Source organism: Mycetocola sp. Y444 (assembly GCF_059445295.1).
Window position 1 is genome coordinate 278,640 of sequence record NZ_JCAIUB010000001.1, and the last position, 20,536, is coordinate 299,175.

The 20,536-nt window shown below is 63.6% G+C and carries 20 protein-coding genes and 1 tRNA gene; 12 read left to right on the top strand and 9 right to left on the bottom strand.

All coding sequences use genetic code 11. The features are described 5' to 3' along the window. The first annotated feature begins 17 nt into the window (after positions 1 to 17). The 3 genes from AC1C2M_RS01335 (at position 18) to AC1C2M_RS01345 (ending at position 1,578) form a co-directional block, all read left to right on the top strand. Positions 18 to 965, top strand: a complete 948-nt coding sequence (locus AC1C2M_RS01335) for a large exoprotein (RefSeq protein WP_495434977.1) — start codon at positions 18 to 20, stop codon at positions 963 to 965. A gap of 42 nt (positions 966 to 1,007) precedes the next feature. Beyond that, positions 1,008 to 1,080, top strand: a tRNA-Ala gene (locus AC1C2M_RS01340). Between the two features lie 57 nt (positions 1,081 to 1,137). Next, positions 1,138 to 1,578 (top strand): hypothetical protein, encoded by a 441-nt coding sequence (locus AC1C2M_RS01345; protein WP_483404730.1) that lies wholly within the window; start codon positions 1,138 to 1,140, stop codon positions 1,576 to 1,578. Positions 1,579 to 1,629: 51 nt separating this feature from the next. On the opposite strand, the gene AC1C2M_RS01350 is transcribed toward AC1C2M_RS01345, so the two are convergent. From AC1C2M_RS01350 to AC1C2M_RS01370, 5 genes are all read right to left on the bottom strand, one after another. Next, a complete protein-coding gene (locus AC1C2M_RS01350) occupies positions 1,630 to 3,654 on the bottom strand; it encodes a glycosyl hydrolase (protein WP_495434978.1) in 2,025 nt (674 codons plus the stop codon). A 1-nt stretch (position 3,655) separates the two neighbouring features. After that, positions 3,656 to 4,387, bottom strand: coding sequence for an HlyD family secretion protein (locus tag AC1C2M_RS01355; RefSeq protein ID WP_483404728.1), 732 nt, complete (start codon positions 4,385 to 4,387; stop codon positions 3,656 to 3,658). Continuing rightward, positions 4,384 to 6,072, bottom strand: a complete 1,689-nt coding sequence (locus AC1C2M_RS01360; protein WP_495434980.1) for a glycosyltransferase family 2 protein — start codon at positions 6,070 to 6,072, stop codon at positions 4,384 to 4,386. Before AC1C2M_RS01360 ends, AC1C2M_RS01355 begins: the two co-directional genes overlap by 4 nt. Positions 6,073 to 6,256: 184 nt before the next feature. After that, positions 6,257 to 6,682, bottom strand: a complete 426-nt coding sequence (locus AC1C2M_RS01365; RefSeq protein ID WP_495434981.1) for a DUF1801 domain-containing protein — start codon at positions 6,680 to 6,682, stop codon at positions 6,257 to 6,259. Positions 6,683 to 6,767: 85 nt separating this feature from the next. Then, a complete protein-coding gene (locus tag AC1C2M_RS01370; protein WP_495434982.1) occupies positions 6,768 to 8,033 on the bottom strand; it encodes a DUF445 domain-containing protein in 1,266 nt (421 codons plus the stop codon). Positions 8,034 to 8,283: 250 nt separating this feature from the next. Between AC1C2M_RS01370 and AC1C2M_RS01375 the strand changes: the two genes are divergently transcribed. After that, the gene (locus AC1C2M_RS01375) at positions 8,284 to 8,904 is read left to right on the top strand and encodes an NADPH-dependent FMN reductase (RefSeq protein ID WP_495434983.1); all 621 of its coding nucleotides are present in this window, start codon (positions 8,284 to 8,286) and stop codon (positions 8,902 to 8,904) included. A gap of 41 nt (positions 8,905 to 8,945) precedes the next feature. Here the strand turns inward: AC1C2M_RS01375 and AC1C2M_RS01380 are convergent, their stop codons facing one another. Beyond that, a complete protein-coding gene (locus AC1C2M_RS01380) occupies positions 8,946 to 10,154 on the bottom strand; it encodes an MFS transporter (protein WP_495434363.1) in 1,209 nt (402 codons plus the stop codon). A gap of 386 nt (positions 10,155 to 10,540) precedes the next feature. Between AC1C2M_RS01380 and nrdH the strand changes: the two genes are divergently transcribed. Genes nrdH through nrdF form a run of 4 tightly spaced genes read left to right on the top strand, consistent with a single transcriptional unit; the run spans position 10,541 to position 14,350 of the window. Continuing rightward, entirely contained in the window at positions 10,541 to 10,774 is a 234-nt protein-coding gene (gene nrdH / locus AC1C2M_RS01385) for a glutaredoxin-like protein NrdH (RefSeq protein ID WP_108391604.1), read from the top strand. A gap of 38 nt (positions 10,775 to 10,812) precedes the next feature. Further along, positions 10,813 to 11,214 (top strand): class Ib ribonucleoside-diphosphate reductase assembly flavoprotein NrdI, encoded by a 402-nt coding sequence (gene nrdI, locus AC1C2M_RS01390; RefSeq protein ID WP_495434984.1) that lies wholly within the window; start codon positions 10,813 to 10,815, stop codon positions 11,212 to 11,214. 14 nt (positions 11,215 to 11,228) lie between these two features. Next, positions 11,229 to 13,346, top strand: coding sequence for a class 1b ribonucleoside-diphosphate reductase subunit alpha (gene nrdE / locus AC1C2M_RS01395; protein ID WP_483404980.1), 2,118 nt, complete (start codon positions 11,229 to 11,231; stop codon positions 13,344 to 13,346). A gap of 29 nt (positions 13,347 to 13,375) precedes the next feature. After that, positions 13,376 to 14,350 carry a class 1b ribonucleoside-diphosphate reductase subunit beta gene (gene nrdF / locus AC1C2M_RS01400; protein ID WP_108962271.1) on the top strand — a complete coding sequence of 325 codons (975 nt, stop codon included), beginning with the start codon at positions 13,376 to 13,378 and terminating at the stop codon, positions 14,348 to 14,350. A gap of 165 nt (positions 14,351 to 14,515) precedes the next feature. Here the strand turns inward: nrdF and AC1C2M_RS01405 are convergent, their stop codons facing one another. Both AC1C2M_RS01405 and AC1C2M_RS01410 read right to left on the bottom strand, forming a co-directional pair. Further along, positions 14,516 to 14,731, bottom strand: a complete 216-nt coding sequence (locus tag AC1C2M_RS01405; protein WP_495434985.1) for an AsnC family protein — start codon at positions 14,729 to 14,731, stop codon at positions 14,516 to 14,518. A gap of 86 nt (positions 14,732 to 14,817) precedes the next feature. Then, the gene (locus AC1C2M_RS01410) at positions 14,818 to 15,819 is read right to left on the bottom strand and encodes a serine hydrolase domain-containing protein (RefSeq protein ID WP_495434986.1); all 1,002 of its coding nucleotides are present in this window, start codon (positions 15,817 to 15,819) and stop codon (positions 14,818 to 14,820) included. Positions 15,820 to 16,262: 443 nt separating this feature from the next. Between AC1C2M_RS01410 and AC1C2M_RS01415 the strand changes: the two genes are divergently transcribed. Continuing rightward, positions 16,263 to 17,315, top strand: coding sequence for a M23 family metallopeptidase (locus AC1C2M_RS01415; protein WP_495434987.1), 1,053 nt, complete (start codon positions 16,263 to 16,265; stop codon positions 17,313 to 17,315). Between the two features lie 20 nt (positions 17,316 to 17,335). Here AC1C2M_RS01415 and AC1C2M_RS01420 read toward each other — a convergent pair whose 3' ends face one another. Continuing rightward, a complete protein-coding gene (locus tag AC1C2M_RS01420) occupies positions 17,336 to 17,713 on the bottom strand; it encodes a DUF2255 family protein (protein WP_495434988.1) in 378 nt (125 codons plus the stop codon). 205 nt (positions 17,714 to 17,918) lie between these two features. Here AC1C2M_RS01420 and AC1C2M_RS01425 point away from each other — a divergent pair, with 205 nt between their 5' ends. Genes AC1C2M_RS01425 through AC1C2M_RS01435 form a run of 3 tightly spaced genes read left to right on the top strand, consistent with a single transcriptional unit; the run spans position 17,919 to position 20,535 of the window. Next, a complete protein-coding gene (locus tag AC1C2M_RS01425) occupies positions 17,919 to 18,800 on the top strand; it encodes an ABC transporter substrate-binding protein (protein WP_495434989.1) in 882 nt (293 codons plus the stop codon). A 5-nt stretch (positions 18,801 to 18,805) separates the two neighbouring features. After that, the gene (locus AC1C2M_RS01430) at positions 18,806 to 19,771 is read left to right on the top strand and encodes an amino acid ABC transporter permease (RefSeq protein WP_495434990.1); all 966 of its coding nucleotides are present in this window, start codon (positions 18,806 to 18,808) and stop codon (positions 19,769 to 19,771) included. Next, entirely contained in the window at positions 19,768 to 20,535 is a 768-nt protein-coding gene (locus tag AC1C2M_RS01435) for an amino acid ABC transporter ATP-binding protein (protein ID WP_495434991.1), read from the top strand. The genes AC1C2M_RS01430 and AC1C2M_RS01435 overlap by 4 nt, the downstream gene beginning before the upstream one ends. Position 20,536: the final 1 nt, after the last annotated feature.

The following is a 20,536-nucleotide window of genomic DNA, read 5'->3' on the forward strand; positions in this document are numbered from 1 at the left end:
CCTCGTACCTTGGAGCCATGGCTGGCAGTGGACTCTTGAGTGGCGGGATCGTTTTCGCGATCGCCGCTGCGCTGTGGATCGTCTACCTGATGCCCACGTGGCTCGCCAGGAACGAGTTCCTCGCCACCGAGCGCAACGCCATTCGACTGCAGCAGACGTTGAGGATCCTCGCCGAAACTGCGGAAACCCCCGCCGAGGTGCGGGTAGAGACCACCGCGCGCGGCGTCGCTGAGCAGCAGAAAATTCTCAAGAAGTACGAGGCCGAGGCTCTCGAACGCGCCAGGCTCGAAGCGCTCGCGCTCGTCGAGGCGCAGCGTGAGGCCGAGAGGGCCAGGCAGACAGAGGAAGTCCGGCGAGCAACCGCTCTGGCAGCAGCTCGGTTCAGGGTCAAGAGAGCACGACGGCGCGCGCGACTTGCGGCGACGGTTGTGCTCGCGGCATCGCTCGCCACGGTCGGTGTCGGCGGATGGTTGCTGGCAACCGGCGGATCAGTGCTGGTTCTCGCCGCAGGAGTGACGGCAGCCGTCAGCAGTATCGCTGTGCTCGTTCGCATGGCTCGCGTCTCCGGTCGAACCAGGGTTGCCGCGCCCGTGACCCGGTCAGTTCCCGTCTCCCAGGCCTTCGAGCCGGTGAGCTTTGAAGAGACCGTGTCGGTGCCAAGCACCTGGACGCCAACGCCGCTTCCCCGGCCGCTGCACCTGTCGCAGGGGTCGAGCGCCGCCGGCACCATTGCCCAGGCCGACGCCCATGCCGCGCTGCGGCGTGCCGCTCTCGCGCAGGTCATGGCGGAGCGTGCGGTCGAGCTCGCTCCGACCGTCACACCGCTGGTCCCGGTTGTCGCAGCTCAGGAAGAGCCAGCGGTCGAACCGGCCAGCCGGTTTGCGGGGATGGGCGTCGTGGACGAGTCCGAGATCGCCCCAACCGACCTGACTGCGCTGCTTCAGCGCCGACGAGCCGCCAGCTGATGGATTCATCGCGCTCCCCGGCGTGATAATCTTTTTCTATCAGGGCCTATGGCGCAGTTGGTAGCGCGCCTCGTTCGCATCGAGGAGGTCAGGAGTTCGAATCTCCTTAGGTCCACACCATCCCTGTTCCACATTCGAACCCCCAGCGAGAAGTCGCACCGAGGTCCAAGACATGTTCGACAGCATCCCCGGCGGTCAGTGGATTTTCGGCATCTTCGCGATCGTGGCCATCATCGTCGTGCTCGCCCTGTTCGGTAAGCGCCTCGGCGGTGCATTCTCCACGAAAGAGTCCGACAGGTTCGAGACCACCGAGATTCCGCCCGATGACCCCGAGACGCGTGAGTTCATCGTGCGCGACGATCACACCGGCTCGAGGCTTCAGTTCGTCTCGCTTCACACTCGCGGCCGGGTCGTCGAGATCGTGGTTCCAGCCAAACACCGCCGGACCGGCGTCGAGGTCGACCTGTTCGAAGCCGCGTTGCCGTCGGCGCCGAACGTGACGACGTGGACCTGGCCCCCGACAACCCCCGATGGTTACGCCGCGCTCCTGATCATCGCGCGAAGGATGCCGGACGTCACGTTTCTCGACGCACACGGCTCTCGCGTTCTTTGACGACCCGGGTCGGCTCACGCGGCCGCGGCGCGACATCGGTCGAGTGGCGGGTCAGCGCGACAGGATCCACGCCATCAGGTAGGCGCGGCTGTTGCCGTCGTCGATGCGTGATTCCGGCAGCGCGGGCACGGCGTCGCCGGCAGCTGCGGCGGCATCCGCTCCGGCCAGTGCCGAGTACATGAGCAGGTAGTCGCCGAAGAGGACATCGAATCCGTTGGGAGCCGCCTCGTCGATATTCGCTTGAATCCGATCCGCGTCGCCCGCAAGGTAGCCGGAAACCGGACTCATCGGCAGGACAAGAATCCCCAGCATCGCACTCGGCTCAGCGCTGAACCATGTAGCGTAGTCGCGTTTCCCTCCCCAGACGAGAGAGGTGACCGTGTGGTCGAAGCCCGAGTACACGGGGGAGTCGAGTGGGAAGTCGGTCCAGTATTCCCGTGCGGATGCCGCCTCAGCGGACAGCATCCAGGTCGCCTCTGTCAGGAGCGCGGGCTGGTCACTCACCTCGGCCCACAGCGCGAGGCCGTTCCAGGCGGTCACCGCTTCTGAGCTCGACTCCTGATTGTTCCCGTCGCGGAAGGGGGCAGTGCCGCTGGCCCAGGAATGCCCGGCGTACGCGTCGAACACCCGCCGCTCCGGGAAGTACTCACTCAACCCACTGGTCGCGAGGTCCGCGGCCACCAGGTTCATCACGGGCGCCCATTTCTCCGTCACGTCGTCCCGGCCAGCCGCGACGACGGCGGCCGTATACAACAGGTAGCCATAGTGGAAGTGGTGGTCGTTGAACTCGTCCGAGCCGAAGGAGGGCTGAAGTCCGACAAGGCCCCGCGCGGCAGGATCGTAGACGAAACACCGGGCGTCGCGTGTTTCGCAGCCGTCCGGCTCCATCCACGAGTCAATTTCTCGGATCAGGCGGTCTTCCAGACTCGCAGCGATGTCGTCTGCCCCAAGCTCGCGGGCAATGCTGAGAAGGTTCGCCGCTCGATAGAGCGCTTTGCCGCCGAAATAGGTGTCGGCGGGAAACGCCGGTGTGCCGGCTGCGTCGGCCTCGAGCTGCCTGAGCAGTCGCTCGCGGTCTGCGGTTTCCAGCGAGCCGAGGTCGAGGGTGCCCGACGGTTCCAGGCGGGGGACCGTCCAGCTGAGGGTTTCCGCCCGGCACAGCTGCAGCTGGCCATAGATACTCTCGTAGGTGCCGTGCGTGCACTCGGCATCCGTCGAGGCCTGATGCGGCATCACGGCCATCAGCGCCGGTCCGGTCGCTTCGAGGTTGTACGTCAGAGCGGTGCTCGCCGTGCCGTCGGCCAGGGCGTAGGTGAGGCTCGTGCCGGTGAGGCGGTTGCCGGCAGCGGCGGTGAGCTCGTCGCGGTCGCCGCCGTCAGGGACAGCGAACCACGTCACGCTGTTGCCCGCGCTGAGGGTGACAGACCCGCTGTCTGTCGCGAGTGGATCATCGGACACGACCCCGTACTCAACACCATCGACGGTGGCAAAGGCCACGCGCTCATCGACAGGGCTGAACGCGGTGCCGAGCCGTACTGTGGTGTCCTGCGCTGCCGTGAAGGTGACGAAGGGCGAACCCTGCGCGATCACTGTACGGCCGATCTCCTCGCCGCCGGAGCGCTGTGCCACGGTGACGGATGCCGTGTCATACGCGACGACTTCGTGCTCCTGGGCGCCGACATCCACCGACACCGCCGCTCTGAACCCTCCCATGATCGCCGCAGGCGAGGTGGAGATGGCGGGAAGTCCGAAGTCCATGCCGTTATCGGTCAGCTCGAACGAGAGCGGAAGCGGGAAGACCGGCATCGACGGTTCGCCGAAGACGAGGCCGGAGAACCACCGGTTGGTTGGCGGAATAAGGCCAGACGCCAGCCGGGATGCCGGAAGCGGCTTGACGGTTCGCTCGGGAACGGCGTTCACGGAGGCGGCGATTTCGTCCGTTGGGTAGATGGGCGTGGTGGCCGACGTGACGTCCAGCTCGCTCGCCGGCTTGGGGGCCCAGGCGCAGCCACCGAGCGACACCGCGACCGCAGCGATCAGGGATGCGGCGAGAAGCCGGGGCAGTTGCTCGCGCATGTCACACCCCGATCTTCCGGAAGAAATCGAAGAGCCCGTCGCTCACACCGGCGAGAATGCCGTCGTTGCGCAATTGCAGAGTCGCCGAGACCGGCGTGCCTCGCGCCATGAGGCCGTTATGCCCGCCGTCGGAAAGCTCGTCGCTGTGAACGAGGACCACCGTACGGGCGATGCCCTCACTCGTCGACACCTGAACCGATGTCACCGATCCCTCTATCCGCTGGTCGTCAGGGAGCAGCAGTGTGACCTCCGCGCCGTTCTCGATGCGGCCGTAGTCCCGGCTGGTGAGTTCATACTCCGCGGTGACGAAGAGCGAACCCGCCCGATCGACGGTGGCAAGTACCTGCCCTGCCTGGACGAATGAACCGCGCTCGGTTGTCACATCGCGCACTGTGCCCGCCACGGCGGCCGTCAGGGTGATGGTGCCATCTGTTGTCACCGCGTATGCGATCGTCTCCGGCTTGAGAAGCCCATCGGCGAGATCCGCCTGGAGACTCGTGCTGAGGACAACGAAGAGCGGATCGCCCTGGGCCACCAGGTCTCCCTCGTCCACCAGGCGATCCACGACGGTCCCGCCGTAGTCGATACCGATCGGGAATCGCTCGGCCTCGATCGAGGCGCTGTCGCTCGCCACCTGCGACTGCCGCTGGGTGAAAACGAGGGTCAGTACGGCAACGATCCCGAGAACGACGACCAGCCCGGACAAGAGCCGCAGCCGGCTCCGCCAGGTCACGACGCCACCGCCACTGCCGTAACGGATGCCGTGGGCTCAGTGGAAAGCGCTCCGGCACGGGCGGGTCTGGCGACCGTTGCATGTTCCCTCACGGCTGTCGCGACGAAGCCGCCGAGGACGAACGTATTCGTGACGTTCCAGGCTGTCGCGAGCGTCAACATGCCGTTGCTGGCATCGCGCCAGATGGCCACGACCGACGTGAGAAGGAGAAATGTGAAGAACAGGACCTGGGGAACTATGACGTTGAACGGTGAACTCACGTGATCCCGATTGCCCGTCGCGGTCCACCGCTGCTCGCGGCCGACCAGGACGTTAAACAGGGCAGCGGTATATATCGGGAAGGACGCCGTGGCGAGCATCAGCGTCTCCCAGCGAAACGATCCCATCGTGTAAAACGCCAGGACGATCTGCAGAACGTAGAAGCCGGCGTAATACAGCACCCAGGTACCGACCGTCGTGGACAGATGCACCGGCCGCAGGTCGAAGTAGATCTCGAGCGGCGGAACCAGCAGGAGCAAGAGGGGTGAAATCCCGGTGAGGTAAAAGGAGCCGGTTACGAGGTATTGCAGCCGCTGATCAAGGGTGAGTTTGCTTCGTCGGCTGAAGATTTTGTGCCGAAGGAGGATCTCAAATCCGCCCGTCGCCCACCTGAGCTGCTGTTTCGTATATGCCTCGATGGTGTCAGGAGCATCACCGACGGCGAGGACGAGGGGGATGTAGACGGTTCGCCACTCCCGCTCATGAAGCATGAGGGAGGTCCAGACGTCTTCCGACTTCGAGTCGGTGTACAGGCCTCCGATGTCGGCAATCGCCGAGCGGCGGAAGATGACGTTGGTACCAACACAAAACGCCGCGTTGAACCTGTTGCGCCCCGGCTGGATGAAGCGATAGAAGACCGACTGCATGTAACCAGCGCCTCGTGAAATGACGTTGTGCAGGTTGCCATAGCTCTGGGGCGTCTGGACGAAAGCCACCTTCTCGTCAGCGAAGAACGGCACGGTTTCAACCAGGAAGTTCTCGTTAGGGACAAAGTCAGCATCGAGGATCATGAAGAAGTCGCCCCTGGTCAGGGAGAGCGCGTGGTTGACGTTGCCCGCCTTCGCCCCGCCCGAGCTGAGCCGGCGTACGTATCGTGCACCGAGTTCGGCGGCCAGTGATTTCACGTCGTCCGACCTGCCGTCGTCGAGAACCCACGTGACGTGTGCTCCGCTCATGGCGATGGCAGCGTTCACCGTGCGTCGGATCGTGGTGAGGTCTTCTCCGTATGTCGTGATGAACACATCGACGGATACCGGTGTGTCGGCAAGATGCATCACCCAGTGTTCCGGCGAATTACTGAACCCATCGCGCCTGATGTCGCGGGAGCGGAACAGCGATCCGCGTGCCTGGTGGAAGGCGAAGTCCCGGGGGTCGTGCGCCGCGGACAGGATGGTCCACATGGAGAAGAGCGCCTGCAGGATCAGGATGGATTCGGCCGCGACGACCATCAGGTAGGGCAGCCAGTCGCCACGGCTCGCCGGGTTCAGGAGAAAACCCGCGTACGCCAGGATGCCGATGGCCGCGATGAGCACCAGAAGAACCAGGGAAGGGGACTGGGGCTTGGTGCTCTCGATCGAGCGCGGCGGCAGTACGGGTTCGGCCACCAGTGTCGTCGACGGCCGGGATCGATGCTCGAGGGATGTCATAACGAACTCTTTTCGGGAGACGAGCGAGGAGTTCGAGCAGCGCCCTCGGCACCCGGCGGTTACCGGTGTGGTTCGTCGGTCCCGCATTTCCAATCTAGGAGCGCGAGGTGAACGCGAGAAAGCCTCAGGATTTCAGTCGTGTAAACACTCCCTGACAGCAACCAGGCGCGCAGGGGTCACGTTCTCACGGGTCTGAATCGAGCGAACCATCCGCTTCCGCGTACGCGTGGACGATGAGTTCACGCAGGACATCGAGGTCGATATCGTCGAGTTGCTTGATGTAGACACAGCCCTTGCCGATGGTGAACTTTCCCAGCGAGGCCAGAAGATGCTCGCTCCGCGCGTGACCCTGCAGTCCGTACAGGGTGAGTGCGTTCTTCCGCGGGGCGAACCCGACCCTCATCGTGTCACCCTCCCGCCCGGTGGCGTAACGGTAGTGAAACGAGCCGAAACCGATGATCGACGGGCCCCAGAGCTGTGGTTGCTCACCCGTTGCATCGGCTATCAGGTGGGTGAGGCGCGCCGCGTCTGCCCGTTTGCGCTCATCTTCGATCGTCTCGATGAGCGCCTGGGGATCTCCGTCACCTGGCGGGGTCTTCGGGGCGGTCATGGTCTCATGCTGGCACCGTCGTGTGGCACGGTCAACGGCCTTCTGGCTCTTTCCGCCTGAGCGTTGCCCGGGCGACAAGGGCGGGTCAGCCGCCGAAGACGAGGGTGGCGACCGTGTAGATCGCGAGCCCGGCCAGGGCACCGACCACCGTGCCGTTGATGCGGATGAACTGGAGGTCCCTTCCGACCTGGAGCTCGATTTTCTCGCTCATCTCGCGGGGGTCCCAGCGCTCGACCGTGTCGGTGATGACGCTCGCGATCTCGTGACGGTAGGTATTGACGAGGTACACCGCTGCATCCGTCACCCAGAGATCGAGCTTGGTGCTGAGGCGCGAATCGGTGGAAATGCGGCTGCCGAGGTCGTTGACCGTGCGCGCCAGCTGCACTCGCAAACCGCTCCCGGGGTCGTCGAGGGAGTCGATGAGGGCCGCCTTTGTGGTGTTCCAGGTCGACGAGGCGAGCTCGCGCACCCGGGGGCTGTCGAAGAGTTCGGATTTCGCGCTCTCGAACCTGGCGATCATGAGCGGGTCGTTCTGCAGGTTGTCGGTGAGCGTCAGCAGGTAGTTGTCGATGGCGCGACGGGCCGGATCGAGTTCGTCATCCTTCATCCGGCGGACGAATCCGAGCGCTTCGCGGTACAGCCGGTCGTCGACGACGCGGTCAAGGAACGAGGGAACCCACGAGGGAAGGCGGGATGACACGAGTCGAGCGAAGGCCTCCGGGTTGTTCACCAGCCAGTCGTCGATGCCGTCGAGGACGAGTCCAACGGCTGCGTGATGACCGCCGCCAGCCACGACGCTCTCGCCCCACGCACCGAGTGACTCGCTCCACGGCTGCTCGATGAGGTGCGTCCGCGCGAGCTTCTCCAGGACGTCGCGCACGTCGTCGTCGTCGAGCAGCGAGAGGATTCCCTTCGCCCCAACCGATACCTCGTCGGCAAGCCTCGTGGCATTCTCCGGGCGCGCGAGCCAGTCCCCGAGCTTCTGGCCGATGTGGGTCGATTCCAGCTTGTGACGGACGACCGGTTCTGAGAGGAAGTTCGACTCGACGAAATCGCCGAGGCTCGCCCCGATCTCATCCTTGCGGCGGGGAATGATCGCCGTGTGCGGAATCGGTAATGCGAGAGGATGCCGGAACAGCGCCGTCACGGCGAACCAGTCGGCGATCGCCCCGACCATGCCGCCCTCACTTGCCGCGCGGACCCAGCCGAGCCACGGGATCTCGTCCTGGAGCGCGAAGGAGACACAGAAGATCACGGCCATCAGGATGAGCAGAGCGGTTGCGGTGCGCTTCATGGATACGAGGCCCCTGCGCCGTTCGAGGTCTTCCGGGGTGAGGAGGGGGATCGTCATTGGGCAATCGTACGTCGGGTTACCGGCCTGCCGTCAGGCGGTTGCGCCCCGGGCTTTGTTGCCTCATACGTCGTCCACGTTCTGGCCCCATCCGTCGGATTCGGTTACGTGGTACCCGCTTGGGGGGCTTGTGCTCTCATCTCACACAGCCAAGCTTGGTAACACACAGAGTGGACTGCCCCGCCGCTCGTGGCCCCGACCCTCGCGAGGACTGCTGCCCCCAGTTGTTCGCCGTTGCAGGAGTTGCCCAATGATGTTTGAAGAACGTATTGCAGTTTCAGAGAGCCGAACCCCGATCAGGCTCATGGTGGTTATCGGAAGTGTGCGACCCGGCCGTTCAGGCCTGGCCGTTGCCCTCTGGGTCCACGAGTGTGCGACAAAATTCGGCGGGTTTGACATCGACTTCGTTGACCTGGCCGAACTGGACCTTCCGTTCATGAATGAGCCGAAGCACCCGAAGCACCAGGAGTACCGCCACAGGCACACGATCGCGTGGGGAGAGCGGGTCAGCGCCGCAGATGCGTTCCTCTTCGTGACCCCCGAGTACAACCACAGCTACTCGCCCGCGCTCAAGAACGCGCTCGATTATCTGCACCACGAGTGGTCGGGGAAGCCGGTCGGCCTGGTCAGCTATGGCGGGCTGGCCGGAGGCACCCGTGGTGCGGCAGCACTTCGACCGGTGCTCTCGGCGCTCGCCATGGTTGGCACTGAGTCGAACGTCGAGATTCCCTACGTCTCCCGTCAGATCGACGATGGGTTCTTCGAGCCGACCGACGGGCAGGCAGACAAGCTCACGCTCATGCTGGACGAGTTCGGCCGGCTTTCACCGGCCCTCAGCAGTGTCAGGGGTCGCGGTCTCCTCGCCGTGTAGCTGACGGCCCCGCTCAGGGGGCCCGGCTCAGGAGGCCCGGCTCAGGAGGTCTGGATCTGGATCGGCTCTGTGTCAGGGATCGGGCCCCCGTCCCGACCCCTGAGGTCGGGATGCCACCGTTTTCCGAGAAGCGGCACCATGAAGCCGAGGAAGGCGAGGGCGCTCGCCGCCCAGAATGCGCCGATCGCTCCGTTCGAGTCGATGAGAATGCCGGCGACGGCTGAGCCGAGCGCTGCGCCGATGAGCTGGCCGGTTCCCATCCAGCCGTAAGCTTCGGCGGTGTCGCTGAACTTCACGCTCGACGACACCATGGCGAAGAGCACGGTGAGCGCCGGCGCGATCCCGATGCCAGCGACGAACAGCACGATCGACAGGGCGACGATGTCTGAGAACAGGGTCGACAGCGCGATGCCGGCGAAGACGATGAACATCCGTCTGGCAAGTGCCCACGGTCCGATGGCGATGTGCCCGAGTGCGAGGCCACCGGCGAGGCTGCCGAGGGAGAGGATGCCGAGGACGATTCCGGCTTCAAGTCCGCTGTGTCCGAAGACTGCGACGACACCGACCTCGAGTGCGGAACAGGCGCCGATGAGGAGGAAGCCGACAACCGTCGCGAGCAGGACGGCCGGTCGTTTCAGGACCTGGCCGATCTTGCGCTTGCTGCGCGGGATGCGAACCCGCCCGACTTCCGGCGAGGCGATGAACCAGGTTCCGCCGATTGCCAGGATGCCAACGGCGGTGAGGATGCCCCACTCGGTGCCGACCTGGGTCGAGATGAATGTCGTGATGACCGGCCCGAGGACCCAGATGATCTCCTGCGCGCTCGCGTCGAGTGAGAACAGCGGGGTGAGCTGCTTTGAGTTGACCATCTTGGGGTAGATGGTGCGAACCGCGGGCTGGACAGGGGGTGTTGACAGACCGGCCAGGAAGGAAAAGGCCATGTACCACGGGACGCTCATCTCGATGAGCGCGACCGCGGTTACCGTTGCTCCGCAGACGATGACGGTCAGCACGAGGACGGGGCGCATACCCCAGGTGCCCATCCACCTGCTCGTCAGGGGGCCGGCGAGTGCCTGGCCGACGCTCGATGCAGCGAGAACGATACCCGCGGCGGCGTACGAGCCGGTGACCTGCTCGACGTGAAGGAGGAACGCGAGCGACAGCATCCCGAACGGGAACCGCGCGACCAGCTGGGCGAGGATGATTCGAGCGACGCCCGTTGTTTTCAAAAGGCTGGAATATGCGCTCATGTGTCAAGTCTATTGACAGCGAGACGCCCCTCCTGTTGCTCCCCGGCGGGAACGGAGACGGGGAACTGCGACACGCCGATGGCCCGAATTGGGGACAGATTTAATGTCGGTGGTGGCCCGTAGCGTTGCAACTGTGGAGAACCGCGGATGTGACGCCCGGCACTCGCAGAAATACGGCATTCCGCCCCGGCTCCGGGTGTGGAGAGACCGGTGGATAAATGGTGGATAACGGAAGAAAACGGTGGAATCACTTGTTGATAACTACAGGGGTGTAACTACTAGCTCTAGGGGTGCTCCCCAAAGCGACCAACTATATGTAGTATTGGACCACCGGCAGGCACTGCCGAGAAGATCAGGATTTTTTCCAGGAAAGGGGCCAGAGTCACATGACAATTACGGTCTACACAAAGCCTTCATGCGTGCAGTGCACTGCGACCTACCGTGCCCTCGACAACAAGGGCATCGAGTACAACATCCTCGACCTTTCTGAAGACGAGAATGCGCTTGAGGCTGTCAAGGCGCTCGGCTACCTTCAGGCGCCTGTCGTCATCACGGACGAAGACCACTGGTCCGGATTCCGCCCCGACAAGATCAACGAGCTGGCATCACGCCTGTCCTGATCCCGTCACGCCACGATTTCGACTCGGCGGGGCAGAAGATGGCCAAGCTGGTGTATTTCTCCAGCGTCTCCGGTAACACCCTGCGATTCGTTTCGAAGCTCGGTGTCCCCGCCAAACGGATCCCGCTGCACGCGAAAGATCCGCACCTCGCCGTGAGCGATCCGTACATTCTCGTCACCCCGACCTACGGCGGGGGCGACGGCAATGGAGCGGTGCCCAAGCAGGTGATCAGGTTTCTCAACGACGAGAACAACCGCGGCCTGCTTCGGGGGGTCATTGCCGCCGGCAATACCAACTTCGGTGCTGCCTATGGGCTTGCGGGGGATGTCATCTCCGCCAAGTGCAAGGTGCCGCACCTTTATCGATTTGAAGTATTCGGAACACCGGATGACGTGCGTGTCGTCCACGATGGATTGGAATCATTTTGGCTGGAACAGTAGTAACAGAGGTGCCGATGGACACCGGCATGGACTACCACTCGCTCAACGCGATGCTCAACCTGTACGGCCCGAACGGCGAGATCCAGTTCGACAAGGACCGTGAGGCGGCGCGGGAGTTCTTCCTGCAGCACGTCAACCAGAACACCGTGTTCTTCCACTCGCTGCGCGAGCGCCTCGACTACCTCGTCGAGAAGGAGTACTACGAGGCTGCCGTCATCGACGCATACTCGTTCGACTTCATCCAGAGCCTCAACGACCTCGCGTACTCCAAGAAGTTCCGCTTCCAGACCTTCCTCGGTGCGTTCAAGTACTACACCTCGTACACGCTGAAGACGTTCGACGGCAAGCGGTACCTCGAGCGTTTCGAAGACCGCGTCGTCATGACGGCTCTCGGACTCGCCCAGGGTGACGAGAAGCTTGCCGTTGCACTGGTCGAAGAGATCATCGCCGGCCGGTTCCAGCCCGCTACGCCCACCTTCCTCAACTCGGGCAAGGCCCAGCGCGGCGAACTCGTTTCCTGCTTCCTGCTCCGCATCGAAGACAACATGGAGTCGATCTCCCGCGGCATCAACTCGTCGCTGCAGCTCTCCAAGCGTGGCGGTGGCGTCGCACTCCTGCTCTCGAACATCCGAGAGGCCGGAGCGCCGATCAAGCAGATCGAGAACCAGTCGAGCGGAATCATCCCCGTGATGAAGCTCCTCGAAGACTCCTTCAGCTACGCCAACCAGCTCGGTGCCCGCCAGGGTGCCGGTGCCGTCTACCTGCAGGCGCACCACCCGGACATCATGCGGTTCCTCGACACCAAGCGTGAGAACGCCGACGAGAAAATCCGTATCAAGACGCTCTCCCTCGGTGTCGTTGTTCCCGACATCACCTTCGAGCTCGCGAAGAAGGGCGAGGACATGTACCTGTTCTCGCCGTACGACGTGGAGAAGGTGTACGGAGTGCCGTTCGCCGACATCTCGATCACCGAGAAGTACCACGAGATGGTCGACGACGCGCGGATCAAGAAGACCAAGATCAAGGCGCGTGACTTCTTCCAGACCCTCGCCGAGATCCAGTTCGAGTCCGGTTACCCGTACATCATGTTCGAAGACACGGTGAACAAGGCGAACCCGATCAAGGGTCGCATCAACATGTCGAACCTGTGCTCGGAGATCCTCCAGGTCAACACGCCGACCACATACAACGCCGACCTGTCGTACGACGTGATCGGCAAGGACATCTCCTGCAACCTCGGATCGATGAACATCGCCCTGTCGATGGACTCGCCCGACTTCGGCAAGACGGTGGAGACCGCCATCCGCGGCCTCAGCTCGGTGTCAGACCAGAGCCACATCGAGTCGGTGCGTTCGATCGAAGACGGCAACGACAAGTCCCACGCGATCGGCCTCGGCCAGATGAACCTGCACGGCTACCTTGCTCGTGAGCGCATCTACTACGGCTCCGAAGAGGGCATCGACTTCACGAACATCTACTTCTACACGGTGCTCTACCACGCACTGCGCGCATCCAACCGGATCGCGATTGAGCGTGGAATCGCATTCGACGGATTCGCTGACTCGACCTACGCCTCCGGTGAGTTCTTCACCAAGTACACCGACCAGGTGTGGGAGCCGGCAACCGCCCGCGTCGCCGACCTGTTTGCGAACTCGGCCGTTTCGATCCCGACGCAGGCCGACTGGGCTGCGCTGAAGGCATCCGTCATGGAATTCGGGATCTACAACCAGAACCTGCAGGCTGTCCCGCCGACCGGCTCGATCTCGTATATCAACAACTCAACGTCGTCGATCCACCCGATCGCGTCGAAGATCGAGATCCGCAAGGAAGGCAAGCTCGGCCGCGTCTACTACCCGGCGCCGTTCATGACGAACGACAACCTGGACTACTACCAGGACGCGTACGAGATCGGCGCGGAGAAGATCATCGACACCTACGCCGCTGCGACCCAGCACGTCGACCAGGGCCTGTCGCTCACGCTCTTCTTCAAGGACACCGCGACGACCCGCGACATCAACAAGGCGCAGATCTACGCATGGCGCAAGGGCATCAAGACGATCTACTACATCCGCCTGCGCCAGCTTGCGCTCGAGGGCACCGAGGTTGACGGCTGCGTCAGCTGCATGCTCTGATCTCGATCTTCGACTACTAAGGAACAACAATGATTGAGAAGCTCAAGCTGGTCGACCACGTCCAGGCGATCAACTGGAACAAGATCGAAGACGAGAAGGATGTCGAGGTCTGGAACCGGCTCGTCAACAACTTCTGGCTGCCGGAGAAGGTACCGCTGTCGAACGACATCCAGTCGTGGAACACGCTCACCCCTGAGGAGCAGCAGCTCACGATGCGCGTGTTCACGGGGCTCACGCTTCTTGACACCATTCAGGGCACCGTCGGCGCTGTGTCCTTGATTCCGGATGCCGTCACGCCGCACGAAGAAGCGGTGTACACCAATATCGCGTTCATGGAGTCGGTGCACGCCAAGAGCTACTCGTCGATCTTCTCGACGCTGTGCTCGACGAAGGAAATCGACGAAGCGTTCCGGTGGTCGGTCGAGAACGAGAACCTTCAGAAGAAGGCCGCGATCGTCATGGATTACTACACCGGTGACGACCCCCTGAAGCGCAAGGTCGCCTCGACGCTGCTCGAGTCGTTCCTGTTCTACTCGGGCTTCTACCTGCCGATGTACTGGTCTTCCCGTGCAAAGCTCACCAACACGGCAGACCTGATCCGCCTCATCATCCGTGACGAGGCAGTGCACGGTTATTACATCGGCTACAAGTTCCAGAAGGGTCTCGAGAAGGAGACCGAGGAGCGCCGCCAGGAGATCAAGGACTACACGTTCAACCTCCTGTTCGAGCTCTACGACAACGAGGTTCAGTACACGCAGGACCTTTACGACGGAGTCGGCCTGACCGAAGACGTCAAGAAGTTCCTGCACTACAACGCCAACAAAGCCCTTATGAACCTCGGCTACGAGCCGATGTTCCCGAAGACCGTCACCGACGTGAACCCGGCGATCCTCTCGGCGCTCTCACCGAACGCCGACGAGAACCACGACTTCTTCTCGGGGTCGGGCTCGTCGTACGTCATCGGCAAGGCAGTTGTCACCGAAGACGAGGACTGGGACTTCTAGCGCCCCAGATGATGCCGGCCCGTAAAGGGCAGCTCAAAGGCCCGGACCCGCAGGATTCTGCGGGTCCGGGCCTCTTTTGTGCCTGCTCTCGTTGGAGAACCGGAATCCGATGCGTCGAGTCGTCGCGCGAAATCGCCGCCAGGCAGAGCGTCGAGCGCCCGTCCGCTATCGTTTGCCGTACTTCCGGTGGACCGCCTGCTTGCTCACGCCGAGCCCCTGGGCAATGGCCTCCCACGATAACCCGGCCTGGCGAGCGCTTCGGACCAGGCCTGCCTCTGTGCGAGCTACTTCCCGATGCAGCTCAGCGATGACTCGCAAGGCCTCGACTGGGCCCTTGCCGTCCATTGATCCAACAAGGGTCTTCATCCTCTCGGTCTCCATCCGTCAAGGGTAGTTGACGAGCGACGTCGCCGGTAGGCACTGCAATCTTCCGAGTCCGCGAATGCCGCTGGGGATACGCCCGATCATCATGCTGATCCGCCCGTGATCGCGGGTGGCGGGGGCGCCGTTCCGGGTGTTGTGAACTCCGTAAGCAGCCGAAACCCCTGTCTGTCCACGGAGCGGTGAGCCGCTGAGAGCACAACGACTCCGGTGCCGGCGTCTCGGTCGACCCCTATCCAGCTGCTAAACCCGCCGGTGCTGCCGTTGTGCCACGTGATGTCGCGGTCCTTGTACCTGAGCGTGATCCACCCCGCGCCAATACTGACGCGGGGCGTGAATTCCGCGACCGGGTCGAGTGCGGTGAGACCCCGAGTTGTCCCGTCGAGGACCGCGCGAAGAAAGTCCCGCATGGTAGTTATGCTGGCGCGGATGCCACCCGCCGGAGCGAGGGCTTCACCCACCCATGCGGGTACGGGGCGTCCGAATCGGCTGGATCCCCTCAGGTCCATGGGTCCCAGGTCGTCGGCGTTTGCTGGAGTGGAGAACCCAGCACCCATGACGTCGCGCAGAAGTCGTCCGTAGGTACCTCCGGCTGCGTTCGCCACAGCGTGCCCGAGCAACTGGAAACCGAGGTTCGAGTATCTGGTCCGAGGGGTGCCAAGGCGCACGTCGCGGGTCTGCTCGAGCAGCTCCGTTAGAGAATCGCCGTAAGGGTTGTCTCCGCGGGTGAGGAATCGAATATTTCGGCGAAGGGGATGCATCCCTGGGGGCAAGCCAGGAAGGCCGGAGCGGTGAATGGCCAGGGAGCTGAGCGTTACGGAGCCGACTTCTCCGTGGCCATCGAGTGGCAGCAGATCGCGCAGGACTGTCGACGGCGAAATAAGGCCTGACTCTGTCGCATCCCGGTACAGCATGCCCGTGAGCGCCTTGGAGATCGAGCCAATCTCGAAGGACGAGTAAAGGTCGGAGCCCACCGCCGCGATCATCTCGCGATGAGGGGCAACAACCGCCACGGCTACCGCAGAGGAGCGAAACGCTCCATCCACAGCGTCCACAAGCTCGGCATCCCCCGTCCATTTCGTGGTCACGATTGATCTCCTCTCTCAATGTCCTGACCGCCTGCGATTGCCCACAAGATGCGATTCAAGGGGTCGGATACGTCAACACTCGCTGACGGCGTCTTCGGTCAACTCTAGGCGACGAGAACCGGAAGCGTCAATAATTGTTGACGCGAATCTGCATGGTCGACGGGCTCGCCAGACAGCCAGGCATAGAGGCGATGGACCCGGTGCCCGCCGACTCTTTTCGCACTCGGACGCGTTTCTGGCAGTGAAAATGTGAATACCTGCTGAGATCACGGTAGAGGGGTGACGTTGCAGAAAAGTTGACATAGTCTCAGGACAGCTGGACACGTCAGTGCATGGTGGAGGACCTTCCTCGTTCACGGGCGATCCCCGGGGCGCGACCCCGCGGGCGTGAGACTGACGACCTGCCCGGCAGGCGGGGTGTCGACGATGCGAGCGCAGCGCGGATGAGCAGGCGGGCCGATCGCGTGATGCGCGCGGACCAGGACCAGGGAACGAACCAGTCGCTCCCGGAACCGGAGCGCCACCGGTCCATCTTCAGGTCGCACCCACACCGGGCAGCCCACGCCCTGCCTCGAGCGAGCGAGCACGAGCAGGCGCGTCAGGTGCAGAACCGCGGCAAGGCACGGCATGCCAGGCCCGGGAGAGCCCACGGCGGCGGACTCCGAACGGCGTTCGCCGTGATGCTCGCCCTGCCCGGTCTTTTCCTCACCGCCGCTCTTCCGTACCAGGGGGCTTCGCCGGCAGCCGCAGGCGGAACCGACGTCCTGAGCGAAACCGGACTGCAGTCCTTCACCGTTTCCGTGGGGACGCAGCCGGATGTCAAGCGCGATCTCTACTCAGCCACGAGTATGGAAGAACTGATCGCGGCTCGCGCGGCCGCTGCGGCCGCGCTTGCCGCGGCGGAAGCGGAAGCCGAGGCAGTGGAAGCTGAAGCTGCGGCGGTGGCGGCCCTCGCGGCGCGGGAGAAATTCAACGAGGACGCCGAATGGTCCGGCTCGGATTCGCGCCCGTCTGACTCCTCCGACACGTACTTCGACCTCGACGACGGTGAACTGAGTGAGTTTCTCGTTGGCAGGTCGGGATCATGGGTGCGACCCGTCGAGGCGCCGGTCTCCTCGCCGTATGGGCCCCGTCACATCATCTGCAACGCCGCGGGGTGTTCCAACTCCTTTCACGACGGTGTCGACTTCGGTGCGGGCTGCGGAACCCCGGTGGAGGCCGTCTCGGCCGGTCGGGTGGTGTTCGTCGGCGCTGCCGGTGCCTATGGGAACCGGGTTATTGTCGACCACGGCGGCGGCATCGAGTCGATTTACGGACACCTCAGCGACGGGTCGTACGCGGTCGAGGTGGGCGACCTGATCGAGGCGGGCACTGTTGTCGCGGAGGTGGGAGCGACCGGGGTCGTCTCCGGTTGTCACCTCGACCTCAAGATTCGGGTCGAGGGTGAATACGGCTCGCCCGTGGCTTATCTCGTCGCGCGCGGAGTGACGGTGTAACCACGGATGCGGGACGTCACTCAGTCAGCGGGCAGCACTTCGAGCGTGGTCTCCGGAGCCTCGGGCCCGACGACCGTGTTCACGATGCGTGGCCCGTACCTGTCGTACTTGGCGTGATAGGCGGCATCAACGTCAGGGGCGACAGACCGGTCGGCAGGCACGAAGCGAACATCCTTCTCCAGCTCACCGGCGCGGATCCGACCCGAACCGCTCGCCTTCGCCCGCACGTACCAGGGGTTCGTCGAGCCATAAGCCGAACGCACATAGACGCTGTCGCCGGAGCGAACCACCCAGATCGTCACGTACGGTCGGAGTGTGCCGTCAGCGCGCCTCGACGAGATCTGAAGTTCGTCGGCAGCCGCCAGCGTGGCCAATTCGTCCGCGGTCCATGCAGTCATCGCTGTAGCCCTTTCTCGAATGGGTCTCAACGCTACGCCTGACCGCCGAAGATGGGGAGGCCCGCCCCCAGTGCGACCCGGATTCGCAACCCGGTGTCGACGTATCGACCGGGTTGTGCCGTACGGGCGATTCCAGTGCCGAAGCGCCGGTGAAGTAGTCTCGATATGTCGTCCCGGTCGACGAAGCGAATTTAAGGAAACCACCATGCGCACCCAATCCCTTGTCGCACCGCTGGCACTCGCGGCATCCGTCGCCCTCGTGCTCACCGGTTGCGTGAATAACGAAGAAGCGCCGAGCGGTGAGTCGACCGCCGGCAGTTCCGTCACGGCCGATGAAGCGCTCGTCGCTCTCGTCCCCGAGGACATTGCCTCCGCCGGAGTCCTGACCATCGGCGTTGACGCCAGCTACGCGCCCAACGAATTCGAAGCAGACGACGGGTCGGTCACGGGCTGGGACGCCCAGTTGGCGGAGGCTGTCGCGGCAAAGCTCGGCCTTGAGGTCGAGTGGGAGAAGTCCCTCTTCGACGCCATCCTGCCCAAGGTCGCCGGCGGTACGCTCGACCTCGGCTGGTCAAGCTTCACCGACAACGCCGAGCGCCAGGCGCAGGTCGACTTCGTCGACTACTACAACGCAGGACTCCAGTTCGCGAAGACCCCGGATGCCGCTGACGTCACCGAATTCTGCGGCGTCACCGTCGCCATCCAGGCCTCGACGACATCGGAGCAGTTCCTCCAGGACGCCAGTGACGCGTGCGTCGCCGAAGGCAAGGAACCCGTTGACATGCTGAAGTCCGACAACCAGGACGAGGCGACCAACAACGCTGTCCTGGGTCGGGCCGACTACCTCCTCGGTGACTCACCGATCGTGCAGTACGGTGTTGCGCAGTCGGACGACAAGCTCGTGCTGAGCGGAGACGTCTTCGACGCTGCGCCATACGGCGTCGTCATCGAGAAGGGCGGCGACCTGGTCGAACCGATCCAGGCCGCGATGCAGTCGCTCATGGATGACGGAACATACCTCGAGATCCTCACCGAGTGGGGCGTCGAAGACGGCGCCATCTCCGAGGCTACGATCAACGCAGGCTGATGCCCATGGACTCCGATACAGAACCGATCAAAGCGGTCAAACTCCGCCACCCGATTCGGACCGCGTTCGCGGTCCTGATCCTTCTGCTGCTCGCGGCGTTCATCTGGGACGCCGCGAACCGTGAGGCCTACCAGTGGCCGCTCGTGGGGCAGTACCTGTTTGACCGCCGCATCAGCCAGGCAGCACTCATCACGCTCGCCCTGACCATCCTGTCGATGATCCTCGCGATCGTGATGGGACTCGTCCTCGCCGTCATGCGGCTGAGCGAGAACCCCGTGCTCAAAGCTGTCTCGTGGGTCTACCTATGGCTGTTCCGCGGTACCCCGGTGTACGTGCAGCTCGTGTTCTGGGGTTTGCTCGGCACCATCTACCGCTCGGTGACCATCGGCGTTCCGTTCACCGACATCGAGTTCTTCACCGTTTCGCCGTTCTCAGCGATCGACCTGTTCTGGCTCGCCGTGCTCGGCCTCGCCTTCAACGAAGCCGCGTACATGGCGGAAATCGTGCGCGGCGGCATCCTGAGCGTCCCACGCGGCCAGGACGAGGCGGCGCGTGCCCTCGGCATGAGCTGGCGTCAGACCATGCTCAGGGTCGTCGTCCCGCAGTCGATGCGCGTCATCATCCCGCCGACGGGCAACGAGGTGATCTCGATGCTGAAGACGACCTCGCTCGTCACGGCGCTCGGGTTCTCCCTTGAGCTCTACGCTCGCACCCGCGCCATCTCGGCACAGATCTATGCGACGGTCCCGCTGCTCATCGTCGCGAGCATCTGGTACCTGCTCGTGACGAGCATCCTCATGGTTGGCCAGCACTACCTCGAGAAGTACTACGGCCGGGGCGTCGCGCCGCAACGGGCTCAGGACGCGGACCCGACCGATCCTGACGCTTCCGCTGGTCTGGAGGCGGACAACGCCGTAGACGGGCGGGCGGATGCCAGCCAAGTTCCGCCACCGAAGAGAGAACACCTATGACCGACGTCCCCATGGTCCAGGCGGATCACATCGTCAAGAGCTTCGGCTCGCACGAGGTCCTCAAAGACATCTCGGTCACCGTCAACCGCGGTGAGGTCGCGTGCCTCATCGGCCCGAGCGGGTCGGGCAAGTCCACCTTCCTGCGCTGTATCAATCACCTCGAGTCCATCAACGGTGGGCGCCTGTGGGTCGACGGTGAGCTCATGGGCTACCGCCAGCGCGGAGACAAGCTCTACGAGATGTCGCCAGCCGAGGTATCGAAGCAGCGCGCAGACATCGGCATGGTGTTCCAGTCGTTCAACCTGTTCCCCCACATGACCGTGCTCGAGAACATCATCGAGGCACCGACGCGGGTGAAGGGCGTCAAGAAAGCGGATGCCGTCGCAACCGCGCACGAACTCCTCGATCGCGTCGGTCTCGCCCAGAAGGCCAAGGCCTATCCGGCGCACCTCTCGGGCGGGCAGCAGCAGCGTGTCGCGATAGCGCGGGCGCTCGCAATGAGCCCCAAGCTGATGCTGTTCGACGAGCCGACAAGCGCGCTCGACCCCGAGCTCGTCGGCGAGGTGCTCGATGTGATGAAGGAACTCGCGACCTCCGGCATGACCATGATCGTCGTGACACACGAGATCGGCTTCGCCCGTGAGGTCGGTGATTCCCTGTTCTTCATGGACGAGGGCGTCATCGTCGAGTCCGGAGACCCGCGCGAGGTGCTCTCCAACCCGAAGCACCAGCGCACCCAGTCGTTCCTGTCCAAGGTTCTCTAGC